Below are 20,287 nucleotides of genomic sequence, written 5' to 3' on the forward strand. Positions count from 1 at the left end.
CGGCAGAGAGAGCCCATGGACCGCCTCGACAACACCGTCCGCCCCTACGCCTGGGGTTCCACCACCGCGATCCCGACCCTGCTCGGAACCGAGCCGACCGGCGAACCGCAGGCGGAGATGTGGATGGGCGCCCACCCCGGCGCCCCCTCCCGCACCGGCCGCGGCACCCTCGCCGAGGTCGTGGACGCCGACCCCGAGAAGGAACTGGGCGCCGCGTCCGTCGCCAGGTTCGGCCCCCGGCTGCCCTTCCTCCTCAAACTCCTCGCCGCCGGCGCCCCGCTCTCCCTCCAGGTCCACCCCGACCTCGCGCAGGCCGAGCAGGGGTACGAGGACGAGGAACGCCGCGGCGTCCCCCTGGACGCCCCGCACCGCAACTACAAGGACGCCAACCACAAGCCCGAACTGGTCTGCGCCCTCACCGAGTTCGACGGCCTGTGCGGCTTCCGCGCCCCGGCCGAGACCGCCGACCTGCTCGACGGACTCGGCGTCGCCTCCCTCAAGCCGTACGTCGACCTGCTGCGCGCCCACCCCGAGGACGCCGCCCTGCACGAGGTCCTCACCGCGATCCTCACCGCCGACCCCGAGGAGATGTCCCGGACGGTCACCGAGACCGCGGCCGCCTGCGACCGCCTCGGCGGCGCCTACCGGCCGTACGCCGGCATCGCCCACCACTACCCGGGCGACCCCGGCGTCCTCGCCGCCATGCTCCTCAACCACGTCCGGCTCCAGCCCGGCGAGGCCCTCTACCTCGGCGCGGGCATCCCGCACGCCTACCTCGACGGACTCGGCGTCGAGATCATGGCCAACTCCGACAACGTCCTGCGCTGCGGCCTCACCCCCAAGCACGTCGACGTCCCCGAACTCCTGCGCATCGTCCGCTTCGAGGCGGGCGACGCCGGCATCCTGCGCCCGGAGGCGTCCCCCGACGGCGAAGAGGTCTACGACACCCCGACCGACGAGTTCCGCCTCTCCCGCTACGTCCTGCCCGAGGGCACCGGCGCCCACGACCTCACCCTGCCCACCCCGCAGATCCTGCTCTGCACGGCGGGCACGGTCTCGGCGGGCGAACACGAACTGACTCCCGGCCGCTCCGTCTTCGTCCCGGCACACGAAAAGGCCGAAGTGTCCGGAACCGGCACGCTCTTCCGGGCCACCGTGCGCGTCTGACCCGCGCCCGACGGGGCATCCGGCACGTCGGGGTCCGCCCGGGCTGCAACAATGGCGCACCGCAAAGGCGGGGCAAAGCCGGCCACAGTCGAAGGCGAAGGGACAACGCGACACATGAGCGCGTCAGGCGGTACCAAGGCGATCGTGGCGGCACTGCTCGCCAACCTCTCGATCGCGGTGGCGAAATTCGTGGCGTTCCTCTTCAGCGGATCGTCGTCGATGCTCGCCGAGTCCGTGCACTCGCTCGCCGACTCGGGCAACCAGGGCCTGCTGCTCCTGGGCGGCAAGCGGGCCCAGCGCGAGGCCACCCCGCAACACCCCTTCGGCTTCGGCCGCGAACGCTACATCTACGCCTTCCTGGTCTCCATCGTGCTCTTCTCGGTCGGCGGCATGTTCGCCCTCTACGAGGGCTACGAGAAGATCAAGCACCCGCACGAACTGGAGCACTGGTACTGGCCGGTGGGCGTCCTGGTCTTCGCGATCATCGCCGAGGGCTTCTCCTTCCGGACCGCCATCAAGGAGTCCAACCCCCTGCGCGGCAAGAAGTCCTGGAAGGAGTTCATCCGCCACGCCAAGGCGCCGGAGCTGCCGGTCGTCCTCCTGGAGGACCTCGGCGCCCTGGTCGGCCTGATCCTCGCCCTCGGCGGCGTCGGCATGGCCCTGCTCACCGGCGACGGCGTCTGGGACGGCATCGGCACCCTGTGCATCGGCATCCTGCTCATCCTGATCGCGCTGGTCCTCGCCGTCGAGACCAAGTCCCTGCTGCTCGGTGAGGCAGCGGGCGCCGACGCGGTCCGGCAGATCGAGGCCGCGGCCGTCGCCGGGGACACCGTCACCGGCATCATCCACATGCGCACCCTCCACCTCGGCCCCGAGGAACTCCTCGTCGCCGCCAAGATCGCCGTCCGCCACGACGGAACGGCCACCGAGATCGCCTCCGCGATCGACGCCGCCGAATCCCGCATCCGCGAGGCGGTCCCGATCGCCCGCGTCATCTACCTGGAACCGGACATCTACAGCGAGTCCGAGGCCGCCAAGGGCGCCGACCCCGAGGCGACCCCCGGCGGCCCCACCGCACCGCCCGCCGCCCACTGACCGCCCGGCAGGCGCTGGCCATCACCCTGCGTGAACGTCCGGAAGTCTTCGGAGGCGGACTGGGGACGGCGGGCGCCCGCGGTGTAGCTTGGGACGGAGCCAGACGTCGCTGCTGATGGCGGTCGGGCGGTCCAGGACGGACCGGCCGAGGGAGAGAGGGCCTCCGACGGACTGCGCTGCGCGTACGCGGGCATGCCTGTGTCCTCTTCTGGGCACCCCTGTGTCCGCCGCCGCGCAGGTCAGCCGTACCCACCTCGACCCAACCCGAGGAGCAGCCCGTAATGACGACTGTCGACAACCGGCAGGACTTCAAGGTCGCCGACCTCTCCCTGGCCGCGTTCGGCCGCAAGGAGATCACCCTCGCCGAGCACGAGATGCCGGGCCTGATGGCGATCCGCAAGGAGTACGCCGAGGCCCAGCCGCTCGCCGGCGCCCGCGTCACCGGCTCCCTGCACATGACCGTGCAGACCGCCGTGCTCATCGAGACCCTCGTCGCCCTCGGCGCCGAGGTCCGCTGGGCCTCCTGCAACATCTTCTCCACCCAGGACCACGCGGCCGCCGCCATCGCCGTCGGCCCCAACGGCACGCCCGACAACCCGCAGGGCGTCCCGGTCTTCGCCTGGAAGGGCGAGAGCCTCGAGGAGTACTGGTGGTGCACGGAGCAGGCGCTGACCTGGCCGAACACCCCGACCGGCGGCCCGAACATGATCCTGGACGACGGCGGTGACGCCACCCTCCTCGTCCACAAGGGCGTCGAGTACGAGAAGGACGGCAAGGTCCCCTCGGTCGACACCGCCGAGTCCGACGAGCACCGCGTCATCCTCGAACTCCTCACCCGCACGGTCGGCGAGAGCCCGCAGAAGTGGACCCAGCTGGCGTCCGAGATCCGCGGTGTGACCGAGGAGACCACGACCGGCGTCCACCGTCTGTACGAGATGCACCGCGACGGCACCCTGCTGTTCCCGGCGATCAACGTCAACGACGCGGTCACCAAGTCGAAGTTCGACAACAAGTACGGCTGCCGCCACTCCCTGGTCGACGGCATCAACCGCGCCACCGACGTGCTGATCGGCGGCAAGACCGCCGTCATCTGCGGCTACGGCGACGTCGGCAAGGGCTGCGCGGAGTCCCTGCGCGGCCAGGGCGCCCGCGTGATCATCACCGAGATCGACCCGATCTGCGCCCTCCAGGCGGCGATGGACGGCTTCCAGGTCACCACGCTGGACGAGGTCGTCGACAAGGCCGACATCTTCGTCACCACGACCGGCAACAGGGACATCATCATGGCCAAGGACATGGCCCGGATGAAGCACCAGGCCATCGTCGGCAACATCGGCCACTTCGACAACGAGATCGACATGGCCGGCCTCGCCCAGACCCCCGGCATCGTCAAGGACGAGGTCAAGCCGCAGGTCCACACCTGGACCTACCCGGACGGCAAGGTCCTCATCGTCCTGTCCGAGGGCCGCCTGCTGAACCTGGGCAACGCCACCGGTCACCCGTCGTTCGTGATGTCCAACTCCTTCGCGGACCAGACCCTGGCCCAGATCGAGCTGTTCACCAAGCCCGACGAGTACCCGACCGACGTCTACGTGCTGCCCAAGCACCTGGACGAGAAGGTCGCCCGGCTCCACCTCGACTCCCTCGGCGTCAAGCTGACCACGCTCCGCCAGGAGCAGGCCGACTACATCGGCGTCAAGGTCGAGGGCCCCTACAAGGCGGACCACTACCGCTACTGAGTCACCGGTTCCTCCGAGGCAGGCCCCCGCACCCCCGTGCCGGGGGCCTGCCCCATTGGCGCCGCGGCCGCATCAGCGGCCGGACCAGCCCGTCACCACCCAGGACGCCCATGCCCCGCGGCCGTTATTCGCTCCACGATCCGCACGACCACACCCCCCTCGCAGAAGAACACTTCCAATGCGCCCCCGGCCCCTCCGGCTGGCGCTACGTCTCCCGGCTGACCACGCCCACCGGGGACCACCGCGGCTCCGTCGACCTCGCCCTCGACGAACTCGGCCGCCCCATCCGCCTCGAACTCCACGCCGCCGACTGGCAGGTACGCGGTGCCGCCATCGACGGAGTCACCTGGGTCCGTACCGACCCCACCGGAATCCACGCCACCGAAGGCAATGTGCGCGCCCACGCCTTCACCGGCACGTCCCCGGCGTTCCTCGTCGCCGTCACCCGTCTCCTGCGTCTCACCCCCTCCGGATCAGCCACTCGCGTACGCCTCGTCGCCCTCACCGACCCGGTCCTCGCCCCCCGCACCGTGGACCAGTCCTGGGCCTTGCTGAACAGAGAAGCACACGCCACTGACAACGGCCCCCTCACCGTGGACGAATACCAGGTCACAGCCCTGGACACGGGCGAGCGGCACTCCGTGCACATCACCGGAGACGTCGTCCTCGCGGCCCCCGGCATCGAGCTGGAGGACCTGGAGACACCACCGTCCGTGTTCCCGTGAGGGGCGTCGCGCCGTCGGTCGTGCCTACGCGGGCGGCACGAACCCGGTTCCGGGGCGACCGCCCGGCGGCACGTGCCGCGACACCTCGGGGCGGTCATGCGACGGCGGGGCGGACGGCGGGACAGACGGCGGGACAGACGGGGATACAGGCTGCGGGCCGGGCGGCACAGGCGGCGGGGCCATCGATGCGGGAGCCACCGGCACCACCGGCGCCGTCGGCCCAACCAGGGCAGCGCCCTCACCTGTCGAGGCGCCGCCGAACGCCCGCCGGGTCTCCCGCGCCTGTCGTTCCTGCAGCACCGCCGCGAGATACGCGGGCGGTGGAACCTCCCGCGGCACCGGAGCACCCGTACGGGCCGACACATCGGCGGCGAGCCGCTCGGCCATGGCCCAGCCGACGCGCGAATCCAGCTGCCCCGCCCGGCTCAGGTACTGACGGACGGCGAGCCACAGGTCGTCGGGTACCGCGGAAAGGTCGAGCCCCGAGAACCGCCCCGCCAGCCACGGCGGAGGCGGAGGCAGGAAGCCCCCCGACGAGAACGGCACCCTCTCCCGCACGACCAGCGTGCCCGCGAACACGTCACCGAGCCGCCGCCCTCGCGCCGACACCAGCGAGGCGATGCAGGCGATCACCCCGAACGTCATGAGGATCTCGATCACCCCGATCAAGCCCCGCACCAGCGAGTGCCGGAACCGGATCGGCCCGCCGTCGTCCCGCACCACCCGCAGCCCGCACGCCATCTTCCCGAGTGACCGCCCATGGCTGAGCGTCTCCACCGCGATCGGCCCGCCCACCAGCACGAGGACGAAGGTCGCGATCGTCAGCGCGGTCTGTGCCGCCCCGTCCAGGGACGAGGTGGACGCCACCAGCGCGATGGTCACCGCCACGTACACGGCCACGGCCACGGCCAGGTCGAGCAGGACGGCCAGCGCCCTGCTGGGCAGCCTCGCGGGCCGCAGCTCCAGCGCCACCGCCTCGCCCGTCACCAGCTCACTCACGCCCGCCGCCCTTCACCTGACTGCCCCCGTCCCCGCCAGTCTGCCAAGCTGAGGACGCACCGCGCCGCGGTACGACAAGCTGATCCACGACGAGCCGCCGACGATAGCCGAGGAGCAGGCACACCGATGGACCTCGACGTCTTCGTCTCCGCCCACCGCGCGGAGTGGGACCGCCTCGACGCCCTCCTCCGGCGCCGGCGTCGGCTGACCGGTGCCGAGACCGACGAACTCGTCACCCTCTACCAGCGCACGGCCACCCACCTCTCGCTGATCCAGTCCAGCGCGCCCGACCCTCAGCTGACCGGACGGCTCAGCCAACTGGTGGCCCGCGCGCGCAGTGCCGTGACAGGCACCCGACGCGCATCCTGGCGCGACGTCACGCGGTTCCTGACCCAGCAGTTCCCGGCGGCCGTCTACCGCGCCCGTCACTGGTGGGTCCCCACCGCCCTCCTTTCGACCGCCGTCGCGGCGCTCCTGGGCTGGTGGATCGGCACCCACCCGGAGGTGCAGTCCACCATCGCCGCCCCGGGCGAACTGCGCGAGCTCACCCGCCCCGGCGGCCAGTACGAGACGTACTACTCGAGCAACCCGGCGGCCTCGTTCGCGGCACAGGTGTGGACGAACAACGCCTGGGCCGCCGCGCTCTGCCTCATCCTGGGGGTCTTCCTGGGACTGCCCGTGATCTGGATCCTCTTCCAGAACATGCTCAACCTCGGCGTGGGCTTCGGCCTGATGTCGTCGGCCGGCCGCCTCGACACCTTCCTCGGCCTGGTCCTGCCCCACGGTCTGCTCGAACTGACAGCGGTGTTCGTCGCCGCGGGCACCGGTCTGCGACTGGGCTGGACCCTCATCGACCCGGGGCCCCGCACCCGGCGCATCGCCTTGGCGGAAGAGGGCCGCGCTGCCATCGGCATGGCGATCGGCCTGGCACTCGTCCTCTTCGTGTCCGGCGCCATCGAAGGCTTCGTCACCCCGTCAGGCCTGCCCACCTGGGCCCGCATCACCATCGGAGTCGTCGCCGAACTGGCCTTCCTCGCCTACGTCTACGTCCTCGGCGGTCGTGCCGTACGTGCAGGCGACACGGGCGACGTCGAGGCGGCCGAACGCAGCGCCACTGTGCCGACGGCCGCCTGATGTGCATCCGCCCCCGGCGAGCTGCTAGTGTCCTCTTCGTTCCCGCAAGAGCCGTTGACACGGAGCTAGCGGGGAGGTAGATTCGAACAGTTGCATGTAGATGGGTTCATCCCAGAAGGCGACAGTGAACATCTATCAGCTTCTGCGAATCACTGAATTCGACGAAGCACTCTCCCGATGATTCGGAAACGAACGGCCGGTCAGACCGGCCCGAAACTTCTGATAAAGTCGGAACCGCCGGAAAGGGAAACGCAAAAGCGGGAACCTGGAAAGCACCGAGGAAATCGGATCGGAAAGATCTGATAGAGTCGGAAACGCAAGACCGAAAGGGAAGCGCCCGGAGGAAAGCCCGAGAGGGTGAGTACAAAGGAAGCGACCGTTCCTTGAGAACTCAACAGCGTGCCAAAAGTCAACGCCAGATATGTTGATACCCCGTCTCTCCCGTTCGGGAGGACGAGGTTCCTTTGAAGTAACACACAGCGAGGACGCTGTGAACGTCGGGACTATTCCTCCCGATGTTCCGCTCTCGTGGTGTCGCCCCGAAGCTTTTAATTAAGCACTGTCGGGTAAACATTCACGGAGAGTTTGATCCTGGCTCAGGACGAACGCTGGCGGCGTGCTTAACACATGCAAGTCGAACGATGAACCACCTTCGGGTGGGGATTAGTGGCGAACGGGTGAGTAACACGTGGGCAATCTGCCCTTCACTCTGGGACAAGCCCTGGAAACGGGGTCTAATACCGGATACTGACCTGCCAAGGCATCTTGGCGGGTCAAAAGCTCCGGCGGTGAAGGATGAGCCCGCGGCCTATCAGCTTGTTGGTGAGGTAATGGCTCACCAAGGCGACGACGGGTAGCCGGCCTGAGAGGGCGACCGGCCACACTGGGACTGAGACACGGCCCAGACTCCTACGGGAGGCAGCAGTGGGGAATATTGCACAATGGGCGAAAGCCTGATGCAGCGACGCCGCGTGAGGGATGACGGCCTTCGGGTTGTAAACCTCTTTCAGCAGGGAAGAAGCGAAAGTGACGGTACCTGCAGAAGAAGCGCCGGCTAACTACGTGCCAGCAGCCGCGGTAATACGTAGGGCGCAAGCGTTGTCCGGAATTATTGGGCGTAAAGAGCTCGTAGGCGGCTTGTCACGTCGGTTGTGAAAGCCCGGGGCTTAACCCCGGGTCTGCAGTCGATACGGGCAGGCTAGAGTTCGGTAGGGGAGATCGGAATTCCTGGTGTAGCGGTGAAATGCGCAGATATCAGGAGGAACACCGGTGGCGAAGGCGGATCTCTGGGCCGATACTGACGCTGAGGAGCGAAAGCGTGGGGAGCGAACAGGATTAGATACCCTGGTAGTCCACGCCGTAAACGGTGGGCACTAGGTGTGGGCAACATTCCACGTTGTCCGTGCCGCAGCTAACGCATTAAGTGCCCCGCCTGGGGAGTACGGCCGCAAGGCTAAAACTCAAAGGAATTGACGGGGGCCCGCACAAGCGGCGGAGCATGTGGCTTAATTCGACGCAACGCGAAGAACCTTACCAAGGCTTGACATACACCGGAAAGCATCAGAGATGGTGCCCCCCTTGTGGTCGGTGTACAGGTGGTGCATGGCTGTCGTCAGCTCGTGTCGTGAGATGTTGGGTTAAGTCCCGCAACGAGCGCAACCCTTGTCCCGTGTTGCCAGCAAGCCCTTCGGGGTGTTGGGGACTCACGGGAGACCGCCGGGGTCAACTCGGAGGAAGGTGGGGACGACGTCAAGTCATCATGCCCCTTATGTCTTGGGCTGCACACGTGCTACAATGGCCGGTACAATGAGCTGCGATACCGCAAGGTGGAGCGAATCTCAAAAAGCCGGTCTCAGTTCGGATTGGGGTCTGCAACTCGACCCCATGAAGTCGGAGTCGCTAGTAATCGCAGATCAGCATTGCTGCGGTGAATACGTTCCCGGGCCTTGTACACACCGCCCGTCACGTCACGAAAGTCGGTAACACCCGAAGCCGGTGGCCCAACCCCTTGTGGGAGGGAGCTGTCGAAGGTGGGACTGGCGATTGGGACGAAGTCGTAACAAGGTAGCCGTACCGGAAGGTGCGGCTGGATCACCTCCTTTCTAAGGAGCACATGGCCGACTGTAAGCAAATGTCTTGCACGGTTGCTCATGGGTGGAACGTTGACTACTCGGCACACTTGATCCTGATCTCCTCGGTAGTACTGCTTCGGCGTGGAACACGAGTGAGGGACGGCAAGGGTGTCGGGCACGCTGTTGGGTGTCTGAGGGAATGAGTTTCCTTCAGTTGCCGGCCCCGGTAAAAATCTGCGTGAGCGGGTTGTGACGGGTGGTTGGTCGTTGTTTGAGAACTGCACAGTGGACGCGAGCATCTGTGGCCAAGTTTTTAAGGGCGCACGGTGGATGCCTTGGCACCAGGAACCGATGAAGGACGTGGGAGGCCACGATAGGCCCCGGGGAGTCGTCAACCAGGCTTTGATCCGGGGGTGTCCGAATGGGGAAACCCGGCAGTCGTCATGGGCTGTCACCCGCTGCTGAACACATAGGCAGTGTGGAGGGAACGCGGGGAAGTGAAACATCTCAGTACCCGCAGGAAGAGAAAACAACCGTGATTCCGGGAGTAGTGGCGAGCGAAACCGGATGAGGCCAAACCGTATACGTGTGAGACCCGGCAGGGGTTGCGTGTGCGGGGTTGTGGGATCTCTCTTCTGTTGTCTGCCGGCAACAGGACGAGTCAGAAACCGTTGATGTAGGCGAAGGACATGCGAAAGGTCCGGCGTAGAGGGTAAGACCCCCGTAGTCGAAACATTAGCGGCTCGTTTGAGAGACACCCAAGTAGCACGGGGCCCGAGAAATCCCGTGTGAATCTGGCGGGACCACCCGCTAAGCCTAAATATTCCCTGGTGACCGATAGCGGATAGTACCGTGAGGGAATGGTGAAAAGTACCGCGGGAGCGGAGTGAAATAGTACCTGAAACCGTGTGCCTACAAGCCGTGGGAGCGTCGGGATGGAGCTTGCTCCATCCTCGTGACTGCGTGCCTTTTGAAGAATGAGCCTGCGAGTTTGCGGTGTGTTGCGAGGTTAACCCGGGTGGGGAAGCCGTAGCGAAAGCGAGTCCGAACAGGGCGATTTTAGTAGCACGCTCAAGACCCGAAGCGGAGTGATCTAGCCATGGGCAGGTTGAAGCGGCTGTAAGAGGTCGTGGAGGACCGAACCCACCAGGGTTGAAAACCTGGGGGATGACCTGTGGTTAGGGGTGAAAGGCCAATCAAACTCCGTGATAGCTGGTTCTCCCCGAAATGCATTTAGGTGCAGCGTCGTGTGTTTCTTGCCGGAGGTAGAGCACTGGATAGGCGATGGGCCCTACCGGGTTACTGACCTTAGCCAAACTCCGAATGCCGGTAAGTGAGAGCGCGGCAGTGAGACTGTGGGGGATAAGCTCCATGGTCGAGAGGGAAACAGCCCAGAGCATCGACTAAGGCCCCTAAGCGTACGCTAAGTGGGAAAGGATGTGGAGTCGCACAGACAACCAGGAGGTTGGCTTAGAAGCAGCCACCCTTGAAAGAGTGCGTAATAGCTCACTGGTCTAGTGATTCCGCGCCGACAATGTAGCGGGGCTCAAGCGTACCGCCGAAGTCGTGTCATTGCAGCAATACGGCCAACGCCGGCTGTGATGGGTAGGGGAGCGTCGTGTGCCGGGTGAAGCAGCCGCGGAAGCGAGTTGTGGACGGTTCACGAGTGAGAATGCAGGCATGAGTAGCGATACAAACGTGAGAAACGTTTGCGCCGATTGACTAAGGGTTCCTGGGTCAAGCTGATCTGCCCAGGGTAAGTCGGGACCTAAGGCGAGGCCGACAGGCGTAGTCGATGGATAACCGGTTGATATTCCGGTACCCGCTGTGAAGCGTCAAACATCGAACCAGGCGATGCTAAGTCCGTGAAGCCGCCCTGATCTCTTCGGAGTTGAGGGGAGTGGTGGAGCCGACGAACCAGACTTGCAGTAGGTGAGTGATGGGGTGACGCAGGAAGGTAGTCCATCCCGGGCGGTGGTTGTCCCGGGGTAAGGGTGTAGGCCGTGCGGTAGGTAAATCCGTCGCACATAAGGCTGAGACCTGATGCCGAGCCGATTGTGGTGAAGTGGATGATCCTATGCTGTCGAGAAAAGCCTCTAGCGAGTTTCATGGCGGCCCGTACCCTAAACCGACTCAGGTGGTCAGGTAGAGAATACCGAGGCGTTCGGGTGAACTATGGTTAAGGAACTCGGCAAAATGCCCCCGTAACTTCGGGAGAAGGGGGGCCACACCCGGTGACGAGTCTTGCACTCCGAGCTGGGGGTGGCCGCAGAGACCAGCGAGAAGCGACTGTTTACTAAAAACACAGGTCCGTGCGAAGCCGTAAGGCGATGTATACGGACTGACGCCTGCCCGGTGCTGGAACGTTAAGGGGACCGGTTAGTCACATTTCGGTGTGGCGAAGCTGAGAACTTAAGCGCCAGTAAACGGCGGTGGTAACTATAACCATCCTAAGGTAGCGAAATTCCTTGTCGGGTAAGTTCCGACCTGCACGAATGGCGTAACGACTTCTCGACTGTCTCAACCATAGGCCCGGTGAAATTGCACTACGAGTAAAGATGCTCGTTTCGCGCAGCAGGACGGAAAGACCCCGGGACCTTTACTATAGTTTGATATTGGTGTTCGGTTCGGCTTGTGTAGGATAGCTGGGAGACTTTGAAACTCGCACGCCAGTGTGGGTGGAGTCGTCGTTGAAATACCAGTCTGGTCGTGCTGGATGTCTAACCTGGGTCCGTGATCCGGATCAGGGACAGTGTCTGATGGGTAGTTTAACTGGGGCGGTTGCCTCCTAAAGAGTAACGGAGGCGCCCAAAGGTTCCCTCAGCCTGGTTGGCAATCAGGTGTTGAGTGTAAGTGCACAAGGGAGCTTGACTGTGAGACCGACGGGTCGAGCAGGGACGAAAGTCGGGACTAGTGATCCGGCGGTGGCTTGTGGAAGCGCCGTCGCTCAACGGATAAAAGGTACCCCGGGGATAACAGGCTGATCTTCCCCAAGAGTCCATATCGACGGGATGGTTTGGCACCTCGATGTCGGCTCGTCGCATCCTGGGGCTGGAGTCGGTCCCAAGGGTTGGGCTGTTCGCCCATTAAAGCGGTACGCGAGCTGGGTTTAGAACGTCGTGAGACAGTTCGGTCCCTATCCGCTGTGCGCGTAGGAGTCTTGAGAAGGGCTGTCCCTAGTACGAGAGGACCGGGACGGACGAACCTCTGGTGTGCCAGTTGTTCTGCCAAGGGCATGGCTGGTTGGCTACGTTCGGGAGGGATAACCGCTGAAAGCATCTAAGCGGGAAGCCTGCTTCGAGATGAGGACTCCCACCCCCTTGAGGGGTTAAGGCTCCCAGTAGACGACTGGGTTGATAGGCCGGATCTGGAAGCACCGTGAGGTGTGGAGGTGACCGGTACTAATAGGCCGAGGGCTTGTCCTCAGTTGCTCGCGTCCACTGTGTTGGTTCTGAAACCACGAACAACCCCACGTCCACAGCGTGGTGCGGTTGAGTGTTTCATAGTGTTTCGGTGGTCATAGCGTAGGGGAAACGCCCGGTTACATTTCGAACCCGGAAGCTAAGCCTTACAGCGCCGATGGTACTGCAGGGGGGACCCTGTGGGAGAGTAGGACGCCGCCGAACAATTATTGCGAGGAGACCCCGCACCGGGAACGGTGCGGGGTTTTCTGCATTCAGGGGCCTTTCTCGGCCCCGCCCCGCCCTTTACAGACGACCCGCCGCCTTGAGTTCCAGGTAGGCATCCGCGAGAGCCGGGGGCAGTTCCTCGGGGGTCGCGTCGACGACCGTGACGCCGTGCCGGCGGAGTTGGTCGGCGGTGTGACGGCGTTCCGACTGGGCCTGGGCGGCCGCTGCTGCCTCGTAGACGGCGTCCGTGTGCCCGCGGGCCCCGGCCATCGTCGCCACATGCGGGTCGGCCACCGAGGCGACGAGGACCGTGTGGCGCTGAGTCAGCTGGGGCAGGACGGGGAGCAGCCCTTCCTCGACCGGGGCCGGGTCGAGAGTCGTGAAGAGGACGATCAGGGAGCGGCGCGGGGCCGACCGGAGAGCGGAGGCGGTGAGGCCCCGCGCATCGGTCTCCACCAACTCGGGCTCGAGAGTGGCCATGGCGCTGACCAGGGAGGGAAGGACGTCGCCCGCAGTGCGGCCCTGAAGCAGGGCGCGTACTCGACGGTCGTAGGCGAGGAGGTCGACGCGGTCGCCCGCGCGGGAGGCCAGGGCGGCCAGCAGCAGAGCCGCGTCCATGGCGGCGTCGAGGCGGGGCGCGTCACCCACGCGGCCCGCAGAGGTGCGGCCGGTGTCGAGGACGAGCAGGATGTGCCGGTCGCGTTCTGGGCGCCAGGTGCGTACGGCGACGGCGGACTGGCGTGCCGTCGCGCGCCAGTCGATGGAGCGGGTGTCGTCGCCGGGTACGTAGTCGCGCAGGCTGTCGAACTCCGTGCCCTCTCCGCGGGTGAGGACGCTGGTGCGCCCGTCGAGTTCGCGGAGGCGGGACAGCTTCGAGGGGAGATGCTTGCGGCTGGTGAACGGGGGAAGGACGCGTACGGTCCAGGGGACCCGATGGGTGCCCTGGCGGGTGAAGAGACCCAGGGGACCGTAGGAGCGGATCGTGACGCGGTCCGCCTGGCGGTCGCCGCGGCGGGTGGGCCGCAGTCGCGTGGTGACGCGGCGGCGTTCCCCCGCGGGCACCGTGAGGGTGTGGCGGGAGGCGGCCGTCTCCGTGCCGGGCTGCCAGCTGCTCGGCGGCCAGGCGTCGCGCAGGCGGGCCCGGAGCGGGCGGCCCGACGGGTTGGTGACCGTCAGGGTGACGTCGGCGGTGTCGCCCAGGCGGGCGGACGTGTCGCCGGAGCGGCTCAGGCCGAGGCGGCGTACGGGGGCGGCCAGGGCGAAGTCGCAGGCGCATGCCGCGGCCAGCGGGGCGTTGACCGCGAGGATCCCCGTCCAGCTAGGGTCCCAGATGCCGATGGGGACGGAGCCCAGGGCCGCGATGAGCGCGGCGCGTCCGGTGAGTGCCATCAGCGGGGTACGGGGACGTGGGCGAGGATCGCGTTGATGACCGAGTCGGCGGTCACGCCCTCCATCTCGGCTTCCGGGCGGAGCTGGACACGGTGCCGGAGGGTGGGAAGGGCCAGGGCCTTCACGTCGTCGGGGGTCACGTAGTCGCGGCCGGTGAGCCAGGCCCACGCGCGGGCGGTCGACAGCAGCGCTGTGGCTCCGCGCGGGGAGACGCCGAGGGTGAGGGACGGCGACTCGCGGGTGGCGCGGCAGATGTCGACGACGTAGGCGGTGATCTCCGGAGAGACGGTCGTCTTGGCGGCCTCGGCGCGGGCGGTCTCCAGGTCGGCGGCGCTCGTGACAGGGCGTACGCCGGCGGCGTGCAGGTCGCGCGGGTCGAAGCCGGCGGCGTGCCGGGTGAGGACGTCGATCTCGTCCTGACGGGTGGGCAGCGGGACGGTGAGCTTCAGCAGGAAGCGGTCCAGCTGGGCTTCCGGAAGGGGGTAGGTGCCCTCGTACTCGACCGGGTTCTGGGTCGCCGCGACGAGGAAGGGCTCGGGGAGCGGGCGGGGGGTGCCGTCCACCGTGACCTGGCGTTCCTCCATGGCTTCGAGGAGGGACGACTGGGTCTTCGGGGGCGTGCGGTTGATCTCGTCGGCGAGCAGCAGGTTGGTGAAGACCGGGCCGGGCTGGAAGGAGAACTCGGCGGTGCGGGCGTCGTAGACGAGGGAACCGGTGACGTCGCTCGGCATCAGGTCGGGGGTGAACTGGACGCGTTTGGTGTCGAGCTCGGTGGCCTGGGCGAGGGTGCGGACGAGCAGTGTCTTGGCGACTCCGGGTACGCCTTCGAGCAGGACGTGGCCGCGGCACAGGAGGGCCACGACGAGACCGGTCACGGCGGCGTCCTGGCCGACCACGGCCTTGGCGATCTCGGCGCGCAGGGCTTCGAGGGCGGTGCGGGCGTTGCCCGGGGCCGCGCTCTGCCCGGCGTTGTCAGTGGTCGGGTCCATCATGGACGGCGTACCTCACTTTCGAGGGCGTCGAGTTGGTCGGCGAGTGCGATCAGGGCCGCGTCGTCGCCGGGCGGCGGGCCGAAGAGGAGAGCGTGCAGGGACTGGCCGTCGCCGTGTGCGCCGTGCAGGTGGGCGGACAGGGCGGGGAGCAGGGACTCGGGCGTCTGGGCCTGCGTGACGGGGACGCCTACGAGAGGGGCGAGGCGGGTGCGGGTGGCGGAGCGAAGAGCGGTGGCGGCGCGGTCGCGGGCGTTCGCCTTGCGGTAGAGGCGGGCGCGGCCTTCGACGGTTTCGGAGGCGCGGATCGCGACGGGGAGTTTTTCGGGCACCAGGGGGCCGAGTCGGCGTGCCCGCCACAGGGCGGCGAGTGCGGCGGCGATGAAGAGCTGGAGGGTGCCCCAGAGCCAGCCGGACGGGAGCAGGTCGAAGAAGCTGCGTTCCTCGTCCGGGGCCGGTACGTCGGAGAGGGAGGGGAGGTACCAGACCAGATGGTCGCGGGAGCCGAGGAGCTGGAGGGCGAGCGAGGCGTTGCCGTGCTCGTCGAGGTGGTTGTTGAGGAGGATGTCGCGGGCGCCGAGGACGACGGTGTCGCCCTGGGCGCCTTCGGCGGACGCCTTCGCGGACGGGTCGGGGATGCGCAGCAGGGTGGCCAGACGGCGGCTGGGGTAGCAGGCGTCGGCTTCGAGGTGGGTGCTGTAGCGGACGCCGCCCGTGTCGGCGTCGCCCGCGCGCCGGGCGGCGGGCAGGTCGCAGGCGGGGGCCAGCGTCGAGTCGAAGCTGAGCGCGGGGTCGGCGGTGACGCCGGGGGCGAGGCGTTCGACGGCGCCGCCGCCGGGGGCGACGAGGACGGTGCGGCCCCCGGAGCCGGTCGTCGCGGAGTGCAGTCGGGTCTGCTGTCGTTCCGTCAGGAGGTCGGGCCCGGCGACCAGCAGGGTGGTGTTCCGGCCGGTCGCGGCCCGTGCTTCGTCCAGGGTGGTGACCACGCGCGTGGAGACCCCCCGGTCGGCGAGGAGTTCGGCGACGGCGCGGCTGCCGTAGGGGTCGGCGGAGCGCGGATCGAGTGCGCCGTGCCGGGCGTCGGAGCGGACGACCGCGATCGCGACGGCCCCGGCGAGCAGCAGGACGAGGGCGAGTGCGATGCCCCGCGTGCGGGTCCACACCTGGCGGGCGGTGGGCGAGGCCGCGGTGGTGGGGAGCGTGGCCTCGGTCATGGTGCGGCTCCCCGGCGGGTCTCCGGGTCCGCGTCGGCCGCGGCGCTCCCGGCCGTGCTGCCCGCCAGGTGCGGCTTGCTGCGTTCCAGGTCGTGGTCGAGTTCGGTGAGGCGCCGGTACGACTGCTCGCTGCCGGGCCGGCCGCCGTACGCGACGTCGTCGAATTCCAGGGCGGCGGCGCGCAGCCGGTCCCTGTGGACGGGCAGGGCACGGCCGGCCTCGGTGGCGGCCTCGTCGGCGGTGCGGCCGGGTCGGGTGTCGAGCAGGGCGCGTTCCTCCAGGGCGCGGACGACGGCGCGCATGCGTTCCTGGACGGCCTGGCTCCAGTGTCCTTGGGCGGCGTGTGCCTCGGCGGCGGCGCGGTGGTCGGCGGCGCTGCGGGGGCGGTCGTCGAAGAGGGCGGGGGCGGAGACGGGGCTGCGGCGGGGGGTGCCCAGGCGCCACCAGAGGGCGCCCAGCACCGCCAGGACGGCCACGATGACGACGACCAGTCCGAGTGTCCCGCCGGGCGTCGCGGTGGATGCCTTGCCGAAGAGCTCCTCGATCCAGTCCCAGAAGGCGTTCAGGGCCCGCTGGAACCAGCTGGGGTCGTTCTCGTGGTACATGCGCTTGGACAGCTCGCGCCGTGCTGCCTCCCGCGCGGGGTCGCGCGGGATCGTCACCGGCGGTTCGTCGCCGGAGCGCGACAGCGACAGTGCCGACAGTGCCGAGGTGTCGCCGGCGCGTGACACCGCGCGTACGGCGGTGCGTGACAGCACCTCTGTGAGAACTCCCCCCGGCGTGCTCACCGCATCAGCTCCCCGGGACGGCGCCGGAGGCGCCGGGGCCCCGGGTGCCGGCGGCGCGGATCAGCTCGAGGTCGAGGGCCTCGCGGCGGATGCGCCGGTCGATGTACAGCAGGACGGTCACGCCCGCCGTGATCGGGAAAGTGATCATGGATCCGATCACCGAACCGATGCCGCTGACGACGAGGAACGTCCAGCCGAGGTCGCCGGTGCCCGCCAGGAAGCCGCCGATCCCGTCGCCGCCGAGGGCAGCGGCGAGGAGGGTGAACGGGATGACGATGATCGACGCGACGACGCCGGCGATCACCGATGCGAGCAGCTGGATGCCGAAGACGCGCCACCAGGAGCCGCGCACCAGCTTCACCGAGCGGCCCAGCGCCTTCTTGATGCCCTGCTTCTCCAGCATCAGCGCGGGGGACGCGAGCGAGAAGCGGACCCAGATCCAGACCGCGACGACGCCGCCCGCAATGAAGCCCAGGGCGGTCAGGGCCACGCCGGCCCCGCTGTCCGCCGTTGCCGTGATGATCAGACCGGGTGTCATGCCGGCCATGAGGAGGGCGACGGAGATGACGACCAGCAGGAGGATCAGGCCGAACAGCTTCAGCACCTGAGGACGGGCGTCCCGCCAGGCCTCGGCGGTGGTCACCGGCTTGCCGAGTACGGCGCGGCTGGTGACGGTGGTGAGCAGGGCGGTGGCCAGTACGGTGCCGATCAGGGAGAGCAGGAAGGCGACGCTCGAGTTGAGCGTGGTGTCGGCCAGCGCGTCGCTGAGCTCGCTCAGGGTGGCGTCGGGGTCGTTGAGGGCCTCGCTGCCGGTGTCGTCCAGGACGAGGCCCTGGAGCAGGACGACGATGACCTCGGTGAAGACGGCGACGGTCAGGGAGATGCCGAGGACCGTGCGCCAGTAGGTGCGCATGGTCGAGACGGCACCGTCGAGGATCTCGCCGACGCCGAGCGGGCGGAGCGGGATCACGCCGGGCTTGGCCGCGGGCGGGGGACCGCCCCAGCCGCCTCCCCAGCCGCCGTGTCCCCCGGGGGCGCCGTAGCCGCCGTAGCCCCCGCCCGGGCCGCCGTAGCCGCCGGGGCCCGGGTAGCCGCCTCCTGGGGGCCCGGGCGGCGGGGTGCCCCAGCCCGGGCCGGGCGGTGGCGGAGGAGGCGGGGACTGGCCCGGGCCGGCGGGTCCGGTCGGCGCGGACCACTGGCCGGGGGGCGGCTGCTCCTTGGACCACTTCGTGCCGGGGCTCGTCGGTTCCGCGTCCGGCCGGTCGGGGCCGGTGGGGCGGTCGGCGGGCGCGGCGGGGCCGGGCGCGCCGGGCTCCTGCCCGTCGGACGGGGCGGATCCGGGCGATGCCCAGCCCGGAGTGTCGTTCATCGTCGCTCCTTCACGGTGCCCGTCCGCGGTCGCGGCGGCAGGTTGGCAGCCATCGTGCCATGGGGGCGTCGGGTGCGGACCGGGCGCGGTAGGGGCTGCGCACCTTCAGTTGTCCGTCGTACAGGGGGCACACTGACCGCATGGCTGATCAGGACGCGCGAAGCGGCGAGGGCAGGCGGCCGACCGGGATACCGGTCCTGCGGTGGGAGGAGCCTCCCGAGGGCCCGGTGCTGGTGCTGCTGGACCAGACCAGGCTGCCGGCCGAGGAGGTCGAGCTGGTCTGCACGGACGCGGCCGCGCTGGTGGAGGCGATCCGCTCGCTCGCCGTGCGGGGAGCGCCGCTGCTGGGTGTCGCGGGCGCCTACGGGGTCGCGCTCGCCGCCGTCCGGGGCTTCGAGGTCGAGGAGGCCGCGGCTGCGCTCGCGGGGGCCCGCCCCACGGCGGTGAACCTCGCCGTGGGGGTGCGCCGGGCGCATGCCTCCCACCGGGAGGCGCTCGCCAGGACCGGCGACCCCGGGCAGGCGGCCGCGGCGGCGCTGTCCGCGGCGCGGGCGCTGCACCGGGAGGACGCCGAGGCCAGCGCCCGGATGGCGGGGCACGGGCTGGCGCTGCTCGACGAGCTGCTGCCCGCCGGGGGGCACCGCGTCCTCACGCACTGCAACACGGGTTCGCTGGTGTCGGGCGGTGAAGGGACCGCCTTCGCGGTGGCGCTCGCGGCACACCGGTCGGGGCGGCTGCGACGCCTGTGGGTGGACGAAACGCGTCCTTTGCTGCAAGGTGCTCGCCTGACGGCATACGAGGCGGCCCGCAACGACATGGCGTACACCTTGCTCACCGACAACGCGGCGGGTTCGCTGTTCGCGGCGGGTGAGGTGGACGCGGTGCTCATCGGCGCGGACCGCATCGCGGCCGACGGTTCGGTGGCCAACAAGGTGGGGAGCTATCCGCTCGCGGTGCTCGCGCGCTACCACCACGTGCCGTTCATCGTGGTGGCGCCGGTCACGACGGTGGATGCGGACACACCGGACGGGGCGTCCATCGAAGTGGAACAGCGCCCCGGATATGAAGTGACCGAGGTCACAGCACCTCAGGTGCCGGTGGCGGGAGCGGGAGGCGGGATTCCGGTGGCACCCCTGGGGACCCAGGCGTACAACCCGGCGTTCGACGTGACCCCGCCCGAACTGGTGACGGCGATCGTCACCGAGGAGGGCGTGGTTTCGCCCGTGACGAACGACGCCCTGGCCGCGCTGTGTGCCAGGTCACGCCAGGTAACGATTAGCTAATGGGATGATGTCGTTTATGAAGGGACGAGTCCTTGTCGTCGACGACGACACCGCACTGGCCGAGATGCTCGGCATTGTGCTGCGTGGTGAGGGTTTTGAGCCGTCTTTCGTAGCCGACGGCGACAAGGCGCTGGCCGCCTTCCGGGAGACCAAGCCCGACCTGGTACTGCTCGACCTCATGCTGCCCGGCCGGGACGGCATCGAGGTGTGCCGCCTGATCAGGGCGGAGTCGGGCGTACCGATCGTGATGCTGACGGCGAAGAGTGACACCGTCGACGTCGTGGTCGGTCTCGAGTCGGGCGCCGACGACTACATCGTGAAGCCGTTCAAGCCGAAGGAGCTGGTGGCCCGTATCCGGGCGCGCCTGCGGAGGTCGGAGGAACCGGCGCCGGAGCAGCTCGCCATAGGCGACCTGGTCATCGACGTGGCCGGTCACTCCGTGAAGCGGGACGGGCAGTCGATCGCGCTGACGCCGCTGGAGTTCGACCTGCTGGTGGCGCTGGCCCGCAAGCCGTGGCAGGTGTTCACGCGCGAGGTGCTCCTCGAGCAGGTCTGGGGCTACCGGCACGCCGCCGACACCCGGCTGGTCAACGTGCATGTTCAGCGGCTGCGCTCCAAGGTCGAGAAGGACCCGGAGAAGCCGGAGATCGTGGTGACCGTCCGTGGCGTCGGTTACAAGGCCGGACCGAGCTGAC

The 20,287-nt window shown here is 68.2% G+C and carries 13 protein-coding genes and 3 rRNA genes; 10 read left to right on the plus strand and 6 right to left on the minus strand.

Translation table 11 applies throughout. The annotated features are described in order from the left end of the window. Window positions 1–15 precede the first annotated feature (15 nt). The 4 genes from manA (at window position 16) to OHA99_RS22690 (ending at window position 4,726) form a co-directional block, all read left to right on the plus strand. A complete protein-coding gene (manA, locus tag OHA99_RS22675; protein ID WP_405697492.1) occupies window positions 16–1,167 on the plus strand; it encodes a mannose-6-phosphate isomerase, class I in 1,152 nt (383 codons plus the stop codon). Window positions 1,168–1,281: 114 nt separating this feature from the next. After that, on the plus strand, window positions 1,282–2,262 hold the full coding sequence (locus OHA99_RS22680) for a cation diffusion facilitator family transporter (protein ID WP_153179560.1): 981 nt from the start codon (window positions 1,282–1,284) through the stop codon (window positions 2,260–2,262). Between the two features lie 281 nt (window positions 2,263–2,543). After that, the gene (ahcY, locus tag OHA99_RS22685) at window positions 2,544–4,001 is read left to right on the plus strand and encodes an adenosylhomocysteinase (RefSeq protein ID WP_405697494.1); all 1,458 of its coding nucleotides are present in this window, start codon (window positions 2,544–2,546) and stop codon (window positions 3,999–4,001) included. Between the two features lie 110 nt (window positions 4,002–4,111). Further along, a complete protein-coding gene (locus OHA99_RS22690) occupies window positions 4,112–4,726 on the plus strand; it encodes a hypothetical protein (RefSeq protein WP_153179563.1) in 615 nt (204 codons plus the stop codon). A gap of 24 nt (window positions 4,727–4,750) precedes the next feature. Here the strand turns inward: OHA99_RS22690 and OHA99_RS22695 are convergent, their stop codons facing one another. Then, window positions 4,751–5,725, minus strand: coding sequence for an RDD family protein (locus tag OHA99_RS22695; protein WP_405697498.1), 975 nt, complete (start codon window positions 5,723–5,725; stop codon window positions 4,751–4,753). A gap of 126 nt (window positions 5,726–5,851) precedes the next feature. Between OHA99_RS22695 and OHA99_RS22700 the strand changes: the two genes are divergently transcribed. The 4 genes from OHA99_RS22700 to rrf all read left to right on the plus strand — a co-directional run bounded on the left by OHA99_RS22700 (window position 5,852) and on the right by rrf (window position 12,557). Next, window positions 5,852–6,859 (plus strand): stage II sporulation protein M, encoded by a 1,008-nt coding sequence (locus OHA99_RS22700; protein WP_366472068.1) that lies wholly within the window; start codon window positions 5,852–5,854, stop codon window positions 6,857–6,859. Window positions 6,860–7,432: 573 nt separating this feature from the next. Continuing rightward, window positions 7,433–8,961: ribosomal RNA gene (locus OHA99_RS22705) — 16S ribosomal RNA — on the plus strand. A gap of 273 nt (window positions 8,962–9,234) precedes the next feature. Continuing rightward, a 23S ribosomal RNA gene (locus OHA99_RS22710) occupies window positions 9,235–12,356 on the plus strand. Between the two features lie 84 nt (window positions 12,357–12,440). Beyond that, window positions 12,441–12,557, plus strand: a 5S ribosomal RNA gene (gene rrf / locus OHA99_RS22715). Together the 16S, 23S and 5S rRNA genes form the textbook arrangement of a ribosomal RNA operon. An 81-nt stretch (window positions 12,558–12,638) precedes the next feature. On the opposite strand, the gene OHA99_RS22720 is transcribed toward rrf, so the two are convergent. Genes OHA99_RS22720 through OHA99_RS22740 form a run of 5 tightly spaced genes read right to left on the minus strand, consistent with a single transcriptional unit; the run spans window position 12,639 to window position 18,309 of the window. Then, window positions 12,639–13,949: a DUF58 domain-containing protein gene (locus tag OHA99_RS22720; RefSeq protein WP_405697502.1), complete on the minus strand. Its 1,311-nt coding sequence runs from the start codon at window positions 13,947–13,949 to the stop codon at window positions 12,639–12,641. Next, entirely contained in the window at window positions 13,949–14,941 is a 993-nt protein-coding gene (locus OHA99_RS22725) for a MoxR family ATPase (protein ID WP_164384489.1), read from the minus strand. The genes OHA99_RS22720 and OHA99_RS22725 overlap by 1 nt, the downstream gene beginning before the upstream one ends. Continuing rightward, window positions 14,938–16,152 (minus strand): DUF4350 domain-containing protein, encoded by a 1,215-nt coding sequence (locus OHA99_RS22730; protein ID WP_381550341.1) that lies wholly within the window; start codon window positions 16,150–16,152, stop codon window positions 14,938–14,940. The genes OHA99_RS22725 and OHA99_RS22730 overlap by 4 nt, the downstream gene beginning before the upstream one ends. Beyond that, entirely contained in the window at window positions 16,149–16,940 is a 792-nt protein-coding gene (locus OHA99_RS22735) for a DUF4129 domain-containing protein (protein ID WP_381507528.1), read from the minus strand. The genes OHA99_RS22730 and OHA99_RS22735 overlap by 4 nt, the downstream gene beginning before the upstream one ends. 4 nt (window positions 16,941–16,944) lie before the next feature. Next, a complete protein-coding gene (locus OHA99_RS22740; RefSeq protein WP_405697506.1) occupies window positions 16,945–18,309 on the minus strand; it encodes a glycerophosphoryl diester phosphodiesterase membrane domain-containing protein in 1,365 nt (454 codons plus the stop codon). A 140-nt stretch (window positions 18,310–18,449) separates the two neighbouring features. Between OHA99_RS22740 and mtnA the strand changes: the two genes are divergently transcribed. After that, window positions 18,450–19,592: an S-methyl-5-thioribose-1-phosphate isomerase gene (mtnA, locus tag OHA99_RS22745; RefSeq protein ID WP_405697509.1), complete on the plus strand. Its 1,143-nt coding sequence runs from the start codon at window positions 18,450–18,452 to the stop codon at window positions 19,590–19,592. Between the two features lie 4 nt (window positions 19,593–19,596). Then, entirely contained in the window at window positions 19,597–20,286 is a 690-nt protein-coding gene (gene mtrA, locus OHA99_RS22750) for a two-component system response regulator MtrA (protein ID WP_003975799.1), read from the plus strand. Window position 20,287: the final 1 nt, after the last annotated feature.

The sequence above is a fragment of the Streptomyces coelicoflavus genome (genome assembly GCF_045041415.1).
In the GTDB taxonomy this organism is placed as follows: domain Bacteria; phylum Actinomycetota; class Actinomycetes; order Streptomycetales; family Streptomycetaceae; genus Streptomyces; species Streptomyces coelicoflavus.